Annotated in this window: 14 protein-coding genes and 1 pseudogene; 5 read left to right on the top strand and 10 right to left on the bottom strand. The window is 44.9% G+C overall.

Translation table 11 applies throughout. The features are described from left to right. Positions 1-37: 37 nt before the first annotated feature. From MHM99_RS17970 to MHM99_RS17945, 6 genes are all read right to left on the bottom strand, one after another. Positions 38-1,366 carry an ATP-binding protein gene (locus MHM99_RS17970; protein ID WP_168534150.1) on the bottom strand — a complete coding sequence of 443 codons (1,329 nt, stop codon included), beginning with the start codon at positions 1,364-1,366 and terminating at the stop codon, positions 38-40. Further along, complete coding sequence (locus MHM99_RS17965; RefSeq protein WP_014949492.1) at positions 1,366-1,950, bottom strand: chemotaxis protein CheX; 585 nt, start codon at positions 1,948-1,950, stop codon at positions 1,366-1,368. The genes MHM99_RS17970 and MHM99_RS17965 overlap by 1 nt, the downstream gene beginning before the upstream one ends. Further along, positions 1,947-2,312 carry a response regulator gene (locus MHM99_RS17960; protein ID WP_014949491.1) on the bottom strand — a complete coding sequence of 122 codons (366 nt, stop codon included), beginning with the start codon at positions 2,310-2,312 and terminating at the stop codon, positions 1,947-1,949. The genes MHM99_RS17965 and MHM99_RS17960 overlap by 4 nt, the downstream gene beginning before the upstream one ends. A gap of 267 nt (positions 2,313-2,579) precedes the next feature. After that, complete coding sequence (locus MHM99_RS17955; RefSeq protein WP_168534148.1) at positions 2,580-3,755, bottom strand: histidinol-phosphate transaminase; 1,176 nt, start codon at positions 3,753-3,755, stop codon at positions 2,580-2,582. A 19-nt stretch (positions 3,756-3,774) separates the two neighbouring features. Then, complete coding sequence (locus MHM99_RS17950) at positions 3,775-4,596, bottom strand: sulfite exporter TauE/SafE family protein (protein WP_014949489.1); 822 nt, start codon at positions 4,594-4,596, stop codon at positions 3,775-3,777. 116 nt (positions 4,597-4,712) lie between these two features. Further along, positions 4,713-7,361: a TonB-dependent receptor gene (locus MHM99_RS17945; protein ID WP_168534146.1), complete on the bottom strand. Its 2,649-nt coding sequence runs from the start codon at positions 7,359-7,361 to the stop codon at positions 4,713-4,715. 401 nt (positions 7,362-7,762) lie between these two features. Here MHM99_RS17945 and MHM99_RS17940 point away from each other — a divergent pair, with 401 nt between their 5' ends. Next, entirely contained in the window at positions 7,763-8,743 is a 981-nt protein-coding gene (locus tag MHM99_RS17940; protein ID WP_014977398.1) for a LysR family transcriptional regulator, read from the top strand. Positions 8,744-8,823: 80 nt separating this feature from the next. Here the strand turns inward: MHM99_RS17940 and MHM99_RS17935 are convergent, their stop codons facing one another. Together MHM99_RS17935 and MHM99_RS17930 are read right to left on the bottom strand one after the other, a co-directional pair. Then, positions 8,824-9,534, bottom strand: a complete 711-nt coding sequence (locus tag MHM99_RS17935) for an endonuclease/exonuclease/phosphatase family protein (protein ID WP_014949486.1) — start codon at positions 9,532-9,534, stop codon at positions 8,824-8,826. Next, the gene (locus MHM99_RS17930; RefSeq protein WP_061486541.1) at positions 9,522-11,738 is read right to left on the bottom strand and encodes a VTT domain-containing protein; all 2,217 of its coding nucleotides are present in this window, start codon (positions 11,736-11,738) and stop codon (positions 9,522-9,524) included. Before MHM99_RS17930 ends, MHM99_RS17935 begins: the two co-directional genes overlap by 13 nt. A 240-nt stretch (positions 11,739-11,978) precedes the next feature. Here MHM99_RS17930 and MHM99_RS17925 point away from each other — a divergent pair. Next, positions 11,979-12,155 (top strand): annotated as a pseudogene (locus MHM99_RS17925) (methyl-accepting chemotaxis protein); the annotation flags it as partial. 80 nt (positions 12,156-12,235) lie between these two features. On the opposite strand, the gene MHM99_RS17920 reads toward MHM99_RS17925, so the two are convergent. Then, positions 12,236-12,832, bottom strand: a complete 597-nt coding sequence (locus tag MHM99_RS17920; protein WP_014949483.1) for a porin family protein — start codon at positions 12,830-12,832, stop codon at positions 12,236-12,238. Positions 12,833-13,346: 514 nt separating this feature from the next. Here MHM99_RS17920 and katG point away from each other — a divergent pair. Both katG and MHM99_RS17910 read left to right on the top strand, forming a co-directional pair. Then, entirely contained in the window at positions 13,347-15,647 is a 2,301-nt protein-coding gene (gene katG / locus MHM99_RS17915; protein WP_239220249.1) for a catalase/peroxidase HPI, read from the top strand. A gap of 212 nt (positions 15,648-15,859) precedes the next feature. Then, on the top strand, positions 15,860-16,345 hold the full coding sequence (locus tag MHM99_RS17910) for a hypothetical protein (RefSeq protein WP_239220248.1): 486 nt from the start codon (positions 15,860-15,862) through the stop codon (positions 16,343-16,345). 48 nt (positions 16,346-16,393) lie between these two features. On the opposite strand, the gene MHM99_RS17905 is transcribed toward MHM99_RS17910, so the two are convergent. Next, entirely contained in the window at positions 16,394-17,719 is a 1,326-nt protein-coding gene (locus MHM99_RS17905) for a mechanosensitive ion channel domain-containing protein (protein WP_239220247.1), read from the bottom strand. Between the two features lie 721 nt (positions 17,720-18,440). Here MHM99_RS17905 and MHM99_RS17900 point away from each other — a divergent pair. Then, entirely contained in the window at positions 18,441-19,892 is a 1,452-nt protein-coding gene (locus MHM99_RS17900; RefSeq protein ID WP_061486538.1) for a DEAD/DEAH box helicase, read from the top strand. The last annotated feature ends 296 nt before the right edge of the window (positions 19,893-20,188 follow it).

The raw sequence follows: 20,188 nt of genomic DNA, 5'->3' as shown, positions 1-20,188 counted from the left end.
TTAACAACGTCTGACTCTGTACTGGGCTATCTGTGTTCTAGGCCGTTTGAGAATTTTCCGCTTCGTTTTCTTTATTCTCTTCATTATCTTCACTGGACGGGGGCTGTGCTGCAGGCTGTTTCGGAATGGTGATCTCTACCACGGTTCCTTTTGCCTCTTTGCTGCTAATAGATATTTTACCTTGATGTTGTTCTATGGCGGTGTAAGCCACAGAAAGGCCCAGCCCTTGGCCTTGCCCTTCGGGCTTTGTAGTAAAGAAGGGTTCAAAGACTCGCTTTAGATGTTTTGTAGGAATACCGCAACCTGAGTCCAGTATTTTGATGGTCACCAACGTAGGTGAATCGAGCACAGTGAGTTTAATGAAGCCCCTATCTTCTATGGCCTGCGCAGCATTTATCATAACGTTCATTAGCGCCTGTTTCAGCGGCCCAGGGTTTCCCATTACCTCCACTTTCTCTAATTCACATTCAAATTTATATTGGGGCGTGCTGTACTGGGCGGAAATAAGCGTGATCAGCTGGTGACACACGGCGCAGATATCTACTATCTGCACGCCTTCAGTAGTCTCCAGCGAAAAGTTCTTAAGGTTTTCGACGATGTCTTTTACGCGGGTAAGACCGTCTGTAGACTCGGCAATTAGCTCAGTAATATCGTCCTTTAATAAGTCGTAGTGATTAGACTCAAACAGTGCGTCAATCTGCTCTTTAAGTTCGTCGGTGAAGTGTTCGAGTTGCCCCTTAACGCCATCACAAATCGCAATAAGGTGAGTTGCGTATTGCTCAAGTGTATTGAGGTTAGCGCTCACAAAACCAATAGGGTTATTAATTTCGTGGGCTATCCCCGCCGCTAGCTGACCAGTAGAAGCCATTTTCTCAGCCTGAATTAGCTGGCTCTGTGCGGTATCGAGTTTGCGAATTAACTTTTTTTGCGCTTCGTGTTCTTTCTTCAAAGCTTCAGAAAGCTTTTGCTGGGCTCTAAAATAGCTAGCTTGGGCGGTCACATCTTGCAGAAAAATACACGCCAATTTTTGCCCTGTGTTTTTGTCTTTAATGGGCAAGATTTCCATGTTTTGATACATCTGTGTTTCTTCACCCGTTATAGGGCGAGAGCTCTTAAACGGAAAGATGTGGGGGCGTTGTTCCCAATAGCTAAAGCTAGGATGCTGCAGTACAAAAACTGACTTTAGTCTACGTTTTAGAAACTTACCTTGTCCTTGAAATAACTCAACAACTGGCGTTTCTTTATAGCAGTCGCGCATATTGTGAGGAAGTCGATCTAAAAAGAAGTCGTTTAGATAAACAACCTTAAAGCTCTCATCGACTATACCAATTCCGACAGGTAATTTACCTACCAGTTGTTCAAACATTATGCGAGTAACTCATCCAATGTGTCTTTCATGCGTGCAAGAGATTCATCGTCTAAGCAGAAAACAACGCGCATGCTAAACGACGAGATCGCGATAATAAACTGCACTTCCATCACTAAGCTGTGCTGCCATTGCAACTCATCGAAGTTCGCTTTATCGGGCAAGAATAACGTGGGCATGTTCAAGTTAGTGGTAAGCTCCAACTGGTCGGAAAGACCAGCCAAACACGCACCTGCCAAAATGTTACAAAGCTCCAAGATAATCTCTTGAATGTCTTCTTTGCTTAACGGTTCATCGTAATCCATTAACGTTGCGACCTCACTCAATCCAGCTTGAGATAGCACAGACATCACTTCGCCGTGTACGTCGCCTAAAAAAGACTGACGGGTATAGAAAGCGTCTTCGGTTTCAAATAAGAGACTGTAAAGCTGGGTGGGAGTAACCGCTGAGATTTTTGGGATAGAAATATCAATTTTGGTTTCAATTAACTGCGCAAGAGAGTTAGCCGCTTGCCCCATGGAAATATTTAGGAGTTCTTGAAGGGCATCTCTTTGCTCTTCGTCTAGTGGTAGTACAATGCTCATAGATACCCCAACTCAAACAACGACATTGCTAATTCTTCTTTATCAAGCGGTTTGCGTAAAAAGCGCTTTGCCCCCAGAGACATGACAATTTTCTGTTTTTCTGGCTGAAAGTCAGCGCTAATCACAATTACATTTGGGGCGTCGGGCCTTTGGTGCAAAAATTCCAACACTCCAACGCCGTCAACTTCTGGCATGGTTAGGTCTAAAAGTACCAATGCAAATTCACTTTCTGACAGCGCATTTATGGCTTCTTGCCCGTTTGTTGCTTCGGTGATGTCATACTCTAAATCTTGCGGAAGTGAGCGAATCACACTACGCCTCGACAACTTAGAATCATCAGCTACTAATACAGAAATTGACATTTACAGCCTCCTAGAGCGGCATTTAATGCGATGCCTTTTTAGTAAAGTATGTGCAACTTTAGCGTTACTGCAACAATACCGTAAAAATTTTCCAATCAGCGTATTCTTTGAGCAGTGGCGCTTTAAAATGAGTATATGACAGAAGTGACTTTTATGCGTATTAGACTTTTAGTTGAAAATGACTAGGAGAGTAAACGAGGAAGTAGCAGAAAATTTAAGTCTATAAGTAGCGAGGTGTGCATCGGCCGACAATGCACCCCCTTGCAGCTAAGAATTTTGCATAGTGTACATTTTTTCAAGTGCACTGGGCATGGCATCAACATAGCGTTTTACATCGCCAATTTTTCCCATACTTACGCGAGACCAGTTGTCGTACGTACGGTAGATTCCTCTAATCAGCACGTCCTGTTCAGCTATGGCTTGGCGGAAGTACTCTGCGTTGCCGTCACCTAAATTAACAAAAATAAAGTTAGTACTAGAAGGTAGCGCTGTCAATCCATTTGCTTTTACTGCGTCCATAACCATAGATTTACCTTCATAAATTTTCTCTTTAGAGAAAGTTAAAAAGGCATCGTCATTGTAGCTGGCGATAGCCGCGGCAAGGCCTGCTTGATTCAATGTATAGCCGCCCATGCCATAGCGATTGATCCACTCAGTGTTTTCCTCTGATGCGATTAAATAGCCCACGCGCATACCTGCTAAGCCATAAATCTTTGAGAAGGTTCTCGCTACAATGACATTATGACCAGCTTTAACGAGCGGAATCATTGAATGCTTAGGAGGCTCATCGATAAGCTCGTTATATGCCTCGTCGACCAACACCAGTGTTTTTTTAGATGCTTTTATGCAGAATTCGCGAAGCTTATTCGGATCGAGCACTTTTCCCGTTGGATTGTTCGGGTTGCAAATGTGCACCATACCAATAGAGTCGTCTATTGCGGCGTACATGGCATCAAGGTCAATATCAAGCTCTGCCGTATTAGCAACTCTCACTATTTCTGGCGCACCTTGTTTTTCAGGTGCTTTAGACGTGGTGTCCCAAAAAAGGTCCGGGCCCAGAATTTTTCCATTCTTGCTGGCCGCAAGGGCGGCGTAGGAAAGAATAGGGCTTGAACCTGCGCTCAAAGAAATGTGCTTTCGAGTAATGCCATAGCGCTCGGCAATCATATCCAATAGTGTCATAGCGGCAGGATAAGCATAGTAGGCTCCACCTTCCGCCGATGCTTTTGCGATAGCGTCTAGCGCTTTCGGGCTCGGCCCAAACGGGTTTTCATTGGCATTGAGCTTTGCAACCCCAGGCTTTGGTCCATACATTACAGACGATGGGGAAGCGCTTGCGCTAACAGATTGGGCGCTCACAAGGTGACTTATGCCACTCGCACCTATTGCTGACGCTGCAACTGTGCCACCAATAAACAAGCGTCTTGAACGGTTATAATTCACGGGTTGTCTCCTTCTTCTTTTAAATGGCTTTATAGAACATTGCGCTAGAAACAATGACGAGATAGATGCCAAATAAGCGCTTTAGCTTCTTTTCACTGAAGTTGTGCGCCATTTTGGCTCCGATTGGAGCGGTAAAGATTGCCCCAATACTGATAGCAATAAGCGCAGGTATATTGATGTAGCCAATAGTGCCTACCGGCAACGAGGCGGTTTCAGGGTGCTTCATAAACAAAAAGCCAATGGCCCCTGGAAGCCCGATAAGAAAGCCGACGCCTGCGGCGGTCGCGACAGCCTGTTGAATGGTGCGCTGGCACATCACCATAGTGATTACTGTTGGCGTACCGCCGCCTATGCCAAGCAGAGCAGAGAAACCACCCAGAACAAACGCCAAAACCGCTTTGCCTATGCCTTTAGGCATATCGAAAACAAGCCCGGGTCTTACAACGAACTCAGGGAAAAGGAAGTATACGGAGTAAAGTAGAACACCAGCGGCGAACACGACCGTTAAACCATTGGCGCTGGAGTTGTTTGCGATGAGCAGCCCGCCACCAACGCCAAGAATAAGCCAAATACTCCACGAGCGAAGAATGTCAAAATCCACCGCGCCTTTAGCGCGATGCGCCATCACTGACCGAGCGCTTGATACCACAATGGATGCCAATGATGTTCCGATGGCTACCTTAACGAGGGCTTCTGATGGAGGAGTAAAAAACGGAAAAACAGCGAGAAGAGCAGGCACGACAACAAATCCCCCGCCATTACCAAACAGACCTGCCGTGATACCTGCAATGGCACCAGTTATACACAAAGTAACTACAAACCACAGTAGCTCTATTTCCATTTGCTTTTTACTCCGCATGAAACAGCTTTAAACATGAATGACCTTTTAAGTTTTTCTTATATACAGTTAACTACATACACAAACACCGACTTATGTCGGTGTTTGCAAGGAGCCAGTTAAAAACGGGCTGCAAGTCGGGTGTAGTAATATCCTCCCTGCCAATCAACCACCGAGGCAGAGTCATAGACTTCACCGCAACAGGCGTCGCCGTTAGTACTTACATCTGGGTAATTGTCGAAGAGATTTCTTACCCCCACTGACAGGGTGAGGTTTTCGTTAATAAGATAGGAGCCCTCTATATCGAACATATATTCGTCACCAAAGGTTTGAATATTCGTGGCGTTTACCCCGTCATCGCTTCCCGCATTTTCGTATTCGCCAAAATAGCTAAGACGCGCAACGGCAGACCACACGTCGTAACTATGGGTAACTGAGAAGACACCACGCATTTCGGGACGGCCATTTTCAAAGTCGAACTGATCCTCAGCGTTCAAGTATTCACTCGGATCAGAATCGAACTCTGTTTTGTTGTAATTCACAGAGCCGGTTAGCACGGTTGCGCCATACTTCGATTCCATCTTGTAAGTAGCAACAACGTCCACGCCCTCGGTTACGGTATCGAAAGCATTTTGGAAGAAGAACACACCACCAATGGACTCGGCGCCAGAAACATTGGCACCTGCTAGGGCTAGATAGTTTTGGTATGCGTCATAACCGTCTGCTTGAGGGTCGGTAACGACAGTGGTGGAAACATCTCGGGTAGACACAGAGTAAAGGCGGTCTTCAAGCTTGATGTTGTAGTAATCAACAGTGAGCGTTAAATCGCCATAGTTCGCAGTCATGCCCAGCGTAAAGTTGGTCGATTTTTCGGGTGAAAGCTCGTTGGCACCAAGCGCCTGCGCTACTTCGCCGCCGGCTGGGAACAGACCTGTTGCTACTGGGAAGCCATCGGGCAGACGGGTAGATACGTTGGTGGTGCCTTGCTGACCTGGAGTAGGAGCTCTAAAGCCAGTGCCAAAAGACGACCTAAAGCCTACTTCATCACTAAACTGATAGAACCCTGCTACTTTGTATACTACTTCTGAGCCAAAGTCAGAATAGTCTTCATAACGCAGCGCAGCCTGAGCAAACAACTCGTCTGTAATGTCACCAGAGATATCCGTGTATACCGCATATGAGTCACGCTCGTATGAGCCCGAATAGTCTGGTGAATAGCCAGGGAAGCCGTTGGAGCCAACGCCTACAACGGTATAAACGGCGTCTACTCCAGCGAATCCATCATCTTCAACCCCATCGTCGTTACTGTCAGCACTGGTGTAGTTGGCACAATTCAGAGTTGAACCGTTTGCAATGACAGCAGCGCCCAATGCCGTAGTGGTGTAGTCGTCGTTACAAAACTCCCAAGGGTCGGATGTGGCGTAAGAGCCTGCAAAATAGGAACTTAGCTCGCCTTCAGATATTTCGTATGACTCGTCTAAGTAACTTGCACCGAAGGCAAGAACATACTGATTCAAGTCATAGGTGAAGTCAGCTTGAATCTGTGTTTCTTCGTTGGTTAAGTCACCCGGCTTAAATGAAGTAGGTGACTCGTTACCCAGTGACGGGTTAATGGTATTGGCTAGTGTGTAAGAGATTTCATTATTGCCGTAACGACCACTGATATCATAACTAAGGTCGCCCGACATGCCCTTAACACCACCAACGAATGAGTAGTCAGTCACATCACCGAAGAAACGAGGCGTGAAGCCACCGGGGAAGAACTCTAGCGGGTTCCAGATTGAACCGTCCTCAAGTCGAATGTCTTCAATGGTGCCATTGCCTGGATAGCGATAATAGAATGAACCGTCACCTTCACTTTCTGAATAGTTGCCGAATGCGTAGAGTTCAAGTTCACTGGATAGTGCGTAACCTGCGTTAAAGAAAACACGCGTCCCGCTTGTATTTGGTTGCCCCCATGGTTGGACTACGTCTGAACCATGAACGCTGTTTGCCATGGCCGTAGCATCAGCGATGTATTGATCTGACTGGTCATCCACACAGAACCATGGCTCACAATATTGCTCACCACGAAAGGTGGCTTCGCTGTCAGAATATTCGGCTGAAATACTGAAAAAGCCATCGTCGCCTAACGCGAAACCTTTATTCCCAGTAACGGTAATTTGATCGCCATCTCCTTCGTAGTAGCTGCCGTAGTCGGCAGTGAACGAGCCGCCTTCGGTGTTATTTTTCAATTGAAAGTTGATAACACCTGCAATGGCATCTGAGCCATATTGCGCAGCTGCACCGTCGCGCAACACTTCAACACTTTGAATTGCTGCGGTTGGGATAGTTGCGATGTCTGGCCCCTGTGTGCCAGAACCGCCAATTGAAACAAGTGCGGCCCTATGACGTCGTTTAGAGTTAACCAAAACAAGCGTTTTGTCGGTGGGCATACCTCGAAGCGTTGCTGGACGGATAAACGTTCCGCCGTCGGAAATGGGTTGACGGCCTACGGAATAAGAGGGAACGAGTGTCATAAGAACATTGTTCATATCGGTAAACGCAACGGCTTCAACGTCTTCGGCGGTGAGTACATCAACCGGTACAGGAGAGCTGGTTATCGAACGCGGTGCACCGCGGGCACCAACAACGGCAATGCGTTCTAGGTCTTTGGCTTCTGTGGTTTCTTCAGTCACTTCTTGCGCCTGTACAAGCAATGAAGTAGTGAAAAGTGTTAATCCGGTAAGTGCGTAACGTACTGCAGTGTGGAGCTTTTTCTGTTTCATTTGTGTTCCCAATCGTGCTTATTGCTACTTAGTTTTGTGGGTGTGGATTATTAAAATCTGCACTCTTTTTAGGCACGCACGAGCACTACTTTGATGCGAGAAGCATCTTGTTATTGTTGTCTAGCCACTCGTGTACAAGAACAAGGCTAAAAACTCTTTGGCTTTGCAGGAAGAAAGAAGATTATTCAGGGGTATAAGAAAAATATTGAGCCATCTCACAGGGCGCTAATTTAATGCTATTAGACTTAAGTATGGGGGAAGACAAGATTTTCATGCCCCACTGCTTTTAGCCCATTTTTACAATTTTGCTTCATATAACTTAATGGAATGGCATATTCGTTGCTGCCGTCTTCATTAAACCGTTCCCGTTCTAGAACTCACCACCATTGTAAGGAGGGCAAGTGCATTCAAAACAGCTGCATTATTTTGTTATGACTGTGCGTAAGGGTAGTATTGCTGCGGCGGCGAGAGCATTGGATATCGCTCAACCCGCCATTAGTCAGCAGTTGGCAAGTTTAGAAAGAGAGATGAAAGCGACGCTGCTTGAAAGAAGTTTTTCGGGAGTAAACCTAACATCGGCGGGCGAAGTTTTTTATAAACATGCATTAAAGCTGCTAACCGAAATAGACAACGTTAAGGCCGCATTGGAAGCCTTTCAAACTGGACAAAAGAAGGTAGTAAAAATAGGAATGCTACCGTCAATCGGAAATGTGCTTTCTTTACCGCTGCTCACGGAGATAACGGCTAACCATAAAGGGCTCAAAGTCGAAATCAGCACTGGACCGTCTTACACCATTAATGATTGGCTTGAGTCAAAGCAGGTGGATGTTGCGCTTACTTATCAGCAAGCTGTCGACCCTAAATTCATGCGAGTCACACCGCTAATTCAAGAAGATCTTCATTTGGTTTTTTCTGCCTCCTCATCGTGTGAACAATACGCCAAGCTTCGAGATAGAACGACGATCCGTTTCTGGGAAATCAGTGAATTACCTTTGCTATCACCGGGTAACAAAGATGCATTGGGTCAACTAATTGCTGACTATGAAAAAGCAACGGGCGTTAGTTTGCAGCACGATTTGGCTTATTCTGGACAACTCATGACTGGCCTTAGGCAAGTTATGCAGGGAGAAGGCGTGATGATCCTTCCTACATCAGCTATTTTTCATTTAAAGGAGTCTGGCCTAGTTTCATCACTGAAAATAACACAGCCAGAAATGCAGCGTACTGTACTCGCTGCGACAAACAAAAGTGCCAAGACGCTACTAGATAGCAGTCCGATCATTGATATTCTCAGAAAAGTAGTGGCCCAAGAAAACGCACTGAAACACTGGTGCGGTACGTTAGAATTTGCCGCTTCATCGTTCATAGCGCAACCTGCATAGCACTGTGCCAATACAAGATGATGCTAAATCTCGCGTACGACGAGAATAATGCAACCCGTTAAGTGCAAAAGAGCACTGGGTTAGTCGTTCTGGGGCAGTTCAATATCAACAAGCACAGGTAAATGATCTGACAAGATTCGAGTTTTCGCATTTTTTAATTTTCTGCACGCTTTTACCTTGATGTCGTCAGACACCCATACTCTATCAAGTGCAAATACAGGAAAGTGGCTTGGAAATGTTGCCCCCACTTTTTGCTGTAATAGCAATTCGTTAAGTGCTTTAAACGCTTTTGAGAAAAACTGCCACTCGTTGAAATCACCGGCTAGAACTAGAGGGATTTGCTTCTCTTTCATCTTCAAAGAAAGGTGCTCATGAAGCAAAGAAAACTGTGAGCGACGTTCTAGCTTCTTAAGTCCCTTATGGGTATTCACCACCGTGAGCGGTGTTTTCTCCGTCTTGAGTTCTACAATCTGAACATTTCTAGGCTGTCGCCCGTTTTGGCTGACATCCAGTGTATCGTGCGCCAACACGTCAAAGCGAGTGAGGATGGCGTTGCCGTACCAGCCATCAGATTCCCTAATGGCTGGTGATGGAATGAGCTTAAACGTGTTTTCAGCGCAGATATCTTTAACGTCCTGTGCTGTGCTTCGCTCAGAAGGACGGGTATCCATTTCTTGCAGCAGCACCACGTCGGCGCCACTGTTTGCCAAGAATTGCCCTATGCGTTTGTAATCGTGCTTTTTGTCTCTACCTATTCCGCTGTGAATGTTGTAGGTCACTATGCGGCACATTTCTCTACCTCATCTTTGTCACTATTATCACTGGCAGTATCTTGATTCCCCGACTCCTTCCGAGCTTGGTAGTATCGGGCAAATTTTTGCGAGCCCCAAATCATAAGGCCCCATAAAACGATACCGCCAACTAAATAGCTAATGGTTTCCACAGAAGGGTTTTGCCAAATTTGTGCTATCGAATCACCCACAAGCCCTTTCGCAATCATGGGCGGGAACATGCCTAAAAATGTCCCTACTAAAAACTGGAAAATGCCAATAGATGAGATACCCGCTACCAAATTCACCAAACTAAAGGGCGCTACAGGCAGCATTCGAATGGCCGCGACGCCAACGATACCGCTACGCTTTAGTTTTTCATCAACGGCAGCTACCTTTGGACCACCAATTTTTCTAAGTCCTGCGTTGCCTGATAGCTTGCCTATTCCAAACATGATTGCAGAGCTCATTAGTGCTCCCATGATGCCGTAGATGGGCCCCCATATAGGGCCAAAAATAGCAGCCACAGCAAGTGACAGTACAGTGACCGGGAAGAATAAAACGCCGCCGACCACATAAACCAGCAACACGGTAGGCAGAGCAAAGTAGGTTCCACGACTTTTCTCTAAAAAGGCGTTAATGCTGTCGGAACTTAACCATGGTATGGACTGGCTAGCCCAAAACATAAGCCCGCCAAGAACAGCAATGATGGCAAGACCAATCAAAATCATAATACTGCGACGTCTTGGGTTACGAGCAGGCATAGCAGCTCCATCAAAGGTTGGCACCGAAATAAGGGGTTCTTCAGGGTCAGATAACGCTCTGAACACATTCTTAACGGATTGTTCGGTAAACACCTCATCGCGAACTTCGGTAAGTACGTAGCCGTGTGCTATCTGATCCTGCATTAATGCTTCAACCGGATATTCATTGTTGAATAACGCTGGCATTGCATCAATATCACGCCCCGTGTGCTCTGCGAGTAAGTCGTTTCTCACTTGCTCAATACATGCCTGATTGTCTTTGGTGTTACCAAACAACACCGTGTCGATTTCGGTGTCTAGCGTCATTGAGCGATTACTCAAGTTTGATGACCCGATAACAAGGTATTTGTTATCAATGGTCATCACTTTGGAGTGGATGCGCTTGTATGCCTTGCGGCCTTGCATGTCTTCAATTGAAGAATAAGTCAGTTTTACTCGCTTAGGGTCAACCCCTTTTTCTAAAATTTCCTTGAATTCTATGCGGCTTGCCCAAAATGCTTCGCACTCAAACTTACCTTTTGGCTCGTAGGAACTTACGATAATGACCGAAAGATTAGGTTTCAGTTTGAGCTGCTTATTCAGCGCTTCAGCGATCTCCTGACGCGTTGTAAATTGATTCTCAATGTAGATTACAGACTCTGCTTCACCGATAAGATCAAGCAGCATATGACGTACCTCTTGAGCAGGCTCGACCTCATCCATAAATGGAATTGTTCTGGCAAGTGCACACTCTACGTCTTCAAAAAGGGGAGGATAATCTTGTGGCCAAGCATCAGGCAACGGGGCATTTTCATCAATGCGCGCGTCCTCGCGGATATCAATAGGTGAAGAGTCAGCCACACGCTGCCACCTCCATCGAACTAATTTTGAAAAGTCGGCTACTACAGGTCCACTTGAGACCATTTGCACATCATGAAGAGGACCATACTCCCCATCAGGCCCATCACGCTCTTCTGAAACTACGGGATGGTCACGAGTATCCCAGCGGTTAGTGGATACATCCATTCCACCTGAGAATACGAGTTCATCATCGATAACCACAATTTTTTGGTGCTGACTACCGCCCATCGGAATCGTGTCATCGAGCTCGGTTTGCACATTGTCTGGAGTTTTTTCTTCCCACACTTCCTTTGCCCACATTTCGCGCTGCGCGAAAAAGGCTAGCGATGAGTCCCAACGTAGCAGGTAAATTTTAATGTCAGGGTTTTGCTCAGCTTTCCACTTAAGTAAATCACTTATTACGCTCGGCGCTTCACTGTTCGCTTCGTCGTCGCCTCGCAGCAAGCGAATGCGGCTATCTATATCCCATCCAACAATGAAGATACTGTGCTTAGCTTTAACGATAGAGCTGTGCAAGGCTTTATAATAGTTTCCGCAATCTATCAAAGGTGTAGAAAAGCGAGCCTTGCTCTCTACCCAACAGTTTTGACCGGGTTGAAATACACTCTTTCCTGATTGCATGTGACGTTTCCTATTTATTCATTTTTCACTATTTGTATTCTGTTGCAGAATTTGTACCTCTATAAAACGTAAGAACGATAAATATAAGTGAATGATTTTTATCGATAATTAGAGTTTTTGAGCTCGTGTGTAAGATGTATCAGTTCGCAATGTGTAATATTTTCACTGTAAAACGAGTTTAATATTCACAGTTGGAAAAACAGGCGCTAGATAAATTAAGTTTTATCCGAAGACTATTAAGCGATAGAAGCGGCACGAGCAGGTGAAATGGGAAGAGGGTTTGCGGTTGTGGCTGATGAAGTACGAACGTTAGCAGGTAACTCCCAGTCCTCATCCAATGAAATTGACAACTTAGTTAAAACGACAGTGTCAAAAATTGAGGAACTGGCGCAGCTCATCCAGAAAATAGATGGGTAGCAAAAAAAAGCCTTGGCTGTGTTGCCAAGGCTTTAGCATTCTCATTAAGTCACGTTGTTAAACGTGAGACAACCAATGTCTTAGAAACGATACTCAACACCAATACTGGCTTGCTTAAGATCGGTTTCAAAATCGGTGTCGTCGATGTCATCAAACGCTTCGTCTGCATCAAGCTCTGTATCATAAACAGTGTACTCGGCGTTTACTAAAAAGTTACTAGTAATCGCGTAGCTTAGACCTGCGCCTACAAACAAGCTTTCGTCATCGTTATCACGTGAAACGCCAGCAAAGTTATACTCGGTTTCTGACCAAAGTTGACCTGCTTTCGCGTAGAGAGAAAAACGCTCTGTTAATGGAAGAATACCCTTGATCGCCGCTGTGTAGCCGTCTGTTTCAGCGCCTGCAAGGTCGTTACCGTAATCACCAAAATCGATGTAACCACCTTCAATTGCAATCCACTCATTAAATTTATATCCAACAAGGCCTTGCCAAACATCTTTGTCATCGTCAAAGTCATCTTCACCTTCAACGCGTAGGTAACCGTAATTACCACCTACATAAAAACCACTGTCTTTTGCTTCAATTTGATTTGATTGAGCATGCGCACCGAATGAAGCCATAGCACTGATAGAGGCAACAGCTGCAAGTCCGGTAAGTGTCTTAAGTGTGTTTTTCATAAGTTCATCCTCATTACTTCTTTAACATTCCATCGACTTCTTATCTGAAGTTAATGCGTCTTTAATTGCATCATCTCTGTATCAATTGCTGTGCCATGGTAGAAATTGCAGAATGTATTTCAATTTGATGAAAACTTTACATAAACCGGCACTTTTTAGTTGGTTATTTAGCCGCTTATAGAAAGTATGGAAAAGTTTCACTCTTCAAAAAGCGAAAAAATTTCCCAATCTCTGAAAGAGATTCACAGATCTAGCTCATTTTCCGCATTACATGGTTCTACTGAGCGACAGTCGATTACGTCATAAAGTGAACTGGGTTTTTAATGTATTGAAATTATACAACTTTTCATTGATTGGATTTTCTAATCAGTTGAATTCATTTTATCAACTGTAAATATTCTTTAAGCCTGTCTATCTTTTAACTGCTTATGAGGTAAACAAAATGTTAACAAATTAGTGGTGTGATTCGCACTCACGCTTTGGTAACTACAACAAACTCAGACGGGAAAAGACCATGACTATAAACAGGTTTAAAAAAACCACAGTATCAGTACTTGTTGCCTTATCGCTTGGTGCAACAGGGGCTATTGCCAACGATCAAATTAGTAAGCCTGCGGGTGCTAAAGGCACGGGCACTGCTAAAGCTTTTCAAGCGAAAAATAATCAATTTTGGTGGCCTGATCAGCTCGATCTCTCTCCGTTAAGAGATCACGATAATCGCTCAAACCCACTAGGTGATGATTTCAGTTATGCAAAGGCATTCGCTAAGCTAGATCTCGACCAAGTAAAAAAAGATGTTAATGAGCTACTCACTACTTCTCAAGATTGGTGGCCGGCCGACTTCGGAAATTATGGTCCTTTCTTCATTCGACTTTCATGGCACAGTGCAGGTACCTATCGTACGCTAGATGGTCGTGGCGGTGGTGACGGTGGTCAAATGCGTTTTGATCCGCTGAACAGCTGGCCAGACAACGGAAACCTTGATAAAGCGCGTCGCTTGCTTTGGCCTATTAAGCAAAAGTACGGTGAAAGTTTATCTTGGGGCGACTTAATGATCCTTGCGGGTACCGTAGGCATGGAAAACATGGGCTTTGACACCTATGGATTTGCGGGTGGTCGTACCGACGACTGGGAACCTGACATGGTTTATTGGGGCCCAGAAGTGGAAATGCTTGCGAGCGATCGTGAAGAGCGCGACGGTAAGCTTCAGCGTCCGTTGGGGGCAACGCACATGGGCTTGATCTATGTTAACCCTGAAGGCCCTAAAGGTGTGCCTGATCCGATGGGATCTGCGAAAAATATTCGTACTGCATTTGGCCGTATGGCGATGAATGATGAAGAGACCGTTGCGCTAATAGCGGGTGGTCATACATTTGGAAAAATGCACGGCGCACACAAGCCTGCTGATTGTTTAGAAGCTGAGCCAGGCGGTGCAGGCTTAGAAGAGCAGGGACTAGGTTGGAAGAACAATTGCGGTAAAGGCAATGCAGAAGACACTGTAACGAGCGGTTTGGAAGGTGCTTGGACACAGCTACCTACTAAATGGACGAGCCTATATCTTCAAAACTTATTGGGCTTTGAGTGGAAACAAACTCGCAGTCCTGCCGGCGCTATCCAGTGGATCCCTACCGATGAATCGCTTCATAAATCAGTACCAGATGCGCACGTAGAAGGTAAGAAAAATCCTCCTGTGATGACCACAGCTGACTTGGCGCTTAAGTATGATCCAGAGTATCGAAAAATTGCCGAGCGCTTCTTAGCGGATCCCAAAGAGTATCAAACGGCATTTGCTAAAGCGTGGTTCAAGCTAACTCACCGTGATATGGGTCCTAAGGCACGTTACTTGGGTAACGATATCCCAGAAGAGAACTTCATCTGGCAAGATCCAGTGCCTAAAGCTGACTATAAAGCGATCTCTGAAAAAGACGTTAAGAAACTTAAAGCTGACATCTTAGACAGTGGCTTAACCGTTCAGCAACTTGTGAAAACAGCATGGGCGGCAGCATCTAGCTTCCGAGCATCTGATTTACGCGGTGGAGCGAACGGTGCTCGTATTGCCCTTGAACCGCAAATGAATTGGGAAGCCAACGAGCCTGAAACCGTTCAAGCCGTTGTTTCTAAGCTTAAAGAGATGCAAGAAGATTACAATTCACGCATGTTTTCTAAGAAGAAAGTATCTCTTGCTGACCTCATTGTGATTGGCGGCGCGGCAGCAATTGAAAAAGCAGCGGCAGACGCTGGCGTCAAGGTTACTGTGCCAGTGGTTCCGGGTCGAACTGATGCTACGCAAGAGCAAACAGACGTTAATTCGTTTTCATTGTTAGAGCCAACAGCCGATGCGTTTAGAAACTATTACAACGCAGAAGCTAGCTATCGTTCGCCAACCGACATGCTGGTAGACAAAGCCGATCAGCTTAATCTAACGGTACCAGAAATGACTGTTTTGCTTGGTGGTTTGCGTTCATTGGGAGCAAACACAGGTGGCACTAGCCACGGTGTATTTACTGACAAAGTAGGCACGCTTAACAACGATTTCTTCGTAACGCTTCTTGATATGGGCGTTAAGTGGAGAAAAACAGATAACCCGTCGGTATATGAAGGTGTAAACAGAACTACTGGTGAAGTTATGTATACAGGTACGCCTGTAGACCTGGTCTTTGGATCAAACAGTGAGCTGCGTGCAGTGGCCGAAGTTTATGCCTACGACAACGCGAAAAGCCGTTTTGTTAAAGACTTCGTCGACGCTTGGACCAAAGTGATGACGCTAGACCGTTTCGATTTACGTCACGATCTAAACGCCAGCTTAAGTAAATAGATGCGGTATAACTGCTACCGCGAATTAGCTTAACGACTAATTCTCAATAGACATAAAAACTAAAAGGGCGCGTCCGCGCCCTTTTTAATTGATTTCTATAAGTTGTGTTATGAATTCTTAATGTGATTAAAACGCCCGCGAGACCATCGCAAACCCATCTTTAATTCGATACACTGGACCTTTATTTTTCGCTTCTACAGACAATTACCACAATGGCTAGTCTTCAACGAACGTTGGTCAATTTAGAAATGCTAAGCGACGATATTAATGCACTTCACGTCGACGCACTTAATACGCACGCCCACATTAAGCTTTTACACAATGTGTTGAATGAGCTAAAGAACGCCGAGCAATTTGTTGCCTCAGAAACAGAGGCCAGTTTCCAAAAGTCGTTATCTGGCTCACTGTTTGAGAACATATTCGAGCGAAAGCGTATGGTGGGTGTTTACATAAAGCTGGTGGGCTATGTTATTACAGCGTGGGAAGCGACCAATAAAGCGAATGCAATCATCAGTGAAAACTTCGATTCAAGTGCCGATAAGCGATTGGAGTTGCTGCAGGTAAAAGCAATAAAAGCCAAATCTCAATTAAAAACCGTAGCGTCAGCGATGGGCAAAGAAGACTATGCAAAGTTTGTCCAGACGTTAGGTCTGTCTGCCCAAGAGTGGCAATGGGATACGCTTCGCGCTAGGTTTTAGCCAGCGCGAAGGTATGACTGAAAGCGCTCATGTCATGAGCGAGTTTAGCTACAGTGTGGTATTTCGAATACCAATGCCTTGTTCGTTGATAACCCTTACTTCGCGTTGAGGGAACGGTATTTCAATGTTGTGCTCGCGTAATGTTTCAAACACAGTAAGCAGCAAATCGCCACCCACGCGGTTTTTACCATCGTCCACCCCTTCCATCCAAAACTCAACGAACATGTTAACGCCAGAGTCGCCAAAGCTATCTATTTCACAGTCAGGCAGCTCTTCAAATGGAACATCATCGCCACTGATCACCTGCGGATGTTCCGATACCACCTCTTTAATAATCTCTACCATCGTGCGGATATCAGTTTTATAGGCGACAGAAAAGTCGATGCGGTAACGTTGTTTTTGGTTTTTGTGTGTCCAGTTTATTAGCAAGGAGCTGATAAACTTTTCGTTAGGCACCAGTACATCTTTACCGTCATAAGTCTCTAATACGGCATAGCGCATTTTAAATTCTCTGACGATACCTTTTTGCCCGTCTTCCAGTTCAACGTAATCGCCTACGGTCAGCGATTTATCCAATAGAATAATGATGCCCGAGATGAAGTTTGATGCGATGGACTGCAGACCCAAGCCTAAACCCACACCTACTGCACCACCAAACACGGCTAATGCGGTAAGGTTAATTCCCATGACGTTAAGCAATAAAAGAAAGACCACACAGAACAGGGCAACTTCAAACAGCTTTGCGAACACTTCTTTGGTAGAAACGTCGAGCGACTTATGGTTTCGAATAATATCTTGACCAATGGCGTTCGAGCTGCGGCCTAGCCAGAACAGCAAGCCACCAAACAACAGCACTCTTGTTACGCCATACGCTGAAATTTCAACATTGCCGACTGATATTGCCATTGACTCCAATGCTGAAGTTATCAGCGGAAGCACGCCAACTAAGTGTAAAAATAGGATAGGTAAACCCACCCATCGCATAAACGCTGCAATGGTGTTGTTTTCGACAAAACCAGTAATCAAGGAATTAACAAACAGCATTAGTGCTACAACAACGGCTATTTCCAATAGCCATGCATCAAACTGAAATTGCGCCCCCAACACGGTAGTAAGCTTTAGCATACTGATGGTGATAAGCGGGAATAGTGCCTCACCCAGATTGTATAAAAAGCCGTGCATAGTATGTGCGCCTTGCTGTGGCTTTTCTCGGGTAAACTTAAATGGCTTTTTTACTTGTCGTGCAAGCAAAAATGCAACGCAATAAATAACTGCGATTGTTGTAAGCTGGATAACAAAGCTATCAGACATCACCGATGCTTTGACTAAAGCCAACTTTTCCTCAAAGTGCTGGGTTAAACTATCAACATTCATGTTTTCTACTTCACTTGTTTGCCACACTGCAGCAGCGTGGATGTAATTTGAGCGTGGAATAACTGCGCGCTTTTTATCTGTTATAACAAATATGGTAAAGCTTTTTTTATCTATCCAACAGAAATTGGCTATCAAGTTGTCTTTAATTTCAAAGGTTTTAAGGTGTTTTTACGTAGAAGAGCCCTGTTTAACTTGTTTTTTAACGCACACTTTTAAAAGCTAAATGTCTTAAGGTATTGATAAATAAAATTAAACTTTGTTACTTGATAAGTTTACGTTTCTAGGTCGCAAAATTCGTATTAAATAGATATTTATCGTTTTGATAAAAATATAAATATAACAATATCTCTCCTAAAAATGAGGGAAGACGGTACGGTATAAGACCTTTCCCTTAGAGCGAAAAGCCGATGAAACTTCCCTTACTGTTATGCTATGTAAATCGGAACTTATTAAGTTAAACGTCAGACAGGCTTAACTAGATTTTGAACAAAAAATGCGCTGGTGGCTTTCGGCTTTTAGTGGTAGACTCCGCGCGCAATTTGTAAGAGTAAACACCTACGTTCTTTTCTTGATGTCAAACACCAATAAGCCAAGTTGGCAATGGCGTATCTCTTTAGGTTTTCCCAGTAATCTATAACCCCCACGGTTAGCAATAAAGCACTAACGCTTATACCTTTGCGGTATGCAATTTTTTATAAATACCTATGACAGGAGTTTATTAATGTCATTTACCCAATTAGGGCTCGCTGAACCCTTGTTAAAAGCTATTGAAAAACGAGGGTTTAGTACACCATCACCAATCCAGGAAAAGGCAATACCAGAAGTATTGCAAGGAAAGGATGTGTTGGCAGCTGCGCAAACGGGAACAGGGAAAACTGCAGGATTTGGACTTCCTATTTTACAGAGATTGATGGAAGGACAACCTGTATCTGGCAACAATGTTCGGGCACTTATCTTAACACCCACGCGAGAACTTGCTGCTCAGGTAGAAGAGAGCATCAGAGCGTTCAGCGAGTTTTTGCCGTTAAAAACTGCCGTGGTATTTGGTGGTGTAGGGATTAATCCTCAAATGATGAAGCTGCGTAAAGGTGTAGATGTGTTAATTGCTACGCCTGGACGATTGCTTGACCTCTACCAGCAAAACGCTGTTAAGTTTTCTCAGCTTGAAGTGTTGGTATTGGATGAAGCCGACAGAATGCTTGATATGGGCTTTATTCACGACATTAAGAGAGTATTGAAGCTATTGCCACAAGAGCGCCAAAGCTTACTGTTTTCAGCCACGTTTTCTGATGAAATCACTGCGCTGGCGAAAACAATAACGCGCAACCCTGTGAGTATTTCAACCGCGCCAGCCAATACCACGGTAGAAGCGGTTCAGCAGCACTTAGTGACCATTGATAAATCTAAAAAGACGACCGCGCTTATTTGTCTGATCAAACAGCAGAAGTGGGAGCAGGTGTTAGTATTTAGCCGCACGAAACACGGCGCTAACCGTATTGCAGAAAAGCTAACTCGGTCAAAAATTCCAAGTGCCGCGATTCACGGTAATAAAAGCCAAGGAGCGAGAACTAAAGCGCTTGCTGACTTTAAAAATGGCGCAATTAAAGTGCTGGTAGCTACCGATATCGCAGCACGCGGCATCGACATTAGTGAATTGCCTATCGTTGTAAACCTAGACTTACCCAATACGGCTGCTGATTATGTTCACCGAATTGGTCGTACAGGGCGCGCAGGCGCTAGTGGACAGGCTTGGTCATTTGTATGTGCTGAAGAACTGCAAAACCTGAAAGATATTGAGACACTGATTCAAAAGCTGCTTCCTCGTGAAACGTTGGAAGGTTTCGAGCCTCAGCAAGCCGTGCCTGTTACCACGCTTTCTAAGCCTAAAAAGCCCAAGAAGCCGAAAAAGCCGAAAGCACCACAAGGTGAGAGCGGCAGCGAAGGTAAACGAAGTGGCGAGAATAAAAAGCCGGGTCAACGCCAAGGCAACCGTAGCGGAAACGGTAATCCGCGCGCAGGTAAATCGGATTCGCGCAACAATAGCAGTGGAAAGCCTGCAGGTCGAAGACGCTCAGGAAGTGAAGGAAGTGCCGCTAAACGACCAGCTAAGCGCAGAAGTAATCCGTCAAATAGCACCACTAATAATACGGCGTCAAACAGGGCAAAAGCGTAAACAGTTGAACTGCGCTTCATAATACCGAGTTTATTAAAAAAGGGCCGTTGGAAAGGCCCTTTTTAATGTCCGTATTCTTTGTTGCGTCACCTTGATTTAGAACCACTATACTTGCGATAACACGCCGCGATTACGAACATTTTAAATCTTGCTGAGTGGGTAATGAATTATGTGGACTGGTATTAGGGCCTATTGATCTTTGTTGTACATTTTTGCAGCGGTCTGTGTGCCATCTAGACAAGGCGAATGTTTGACGGTTTAGTGGTTCTAAATCGAGAACATTCAACGCAGTATAG

Origin of the sequence: Alteromonas sp. MmMcT2-2 (genome assembly GCF_022348305.1) — a bacterium.
Classification (GTDB): Bacteria; Pseudomonadota; Gammaproteobacteria; order Enterobacterales; family Alteromonadaceae; genus Alteromonas; species Alteromonas macleodii.
The sequence above is the reverse complement of the archived record's forward strand: the minus strand, read 5'-3'. Positions and strand labels throughout refer to the sequence as shown.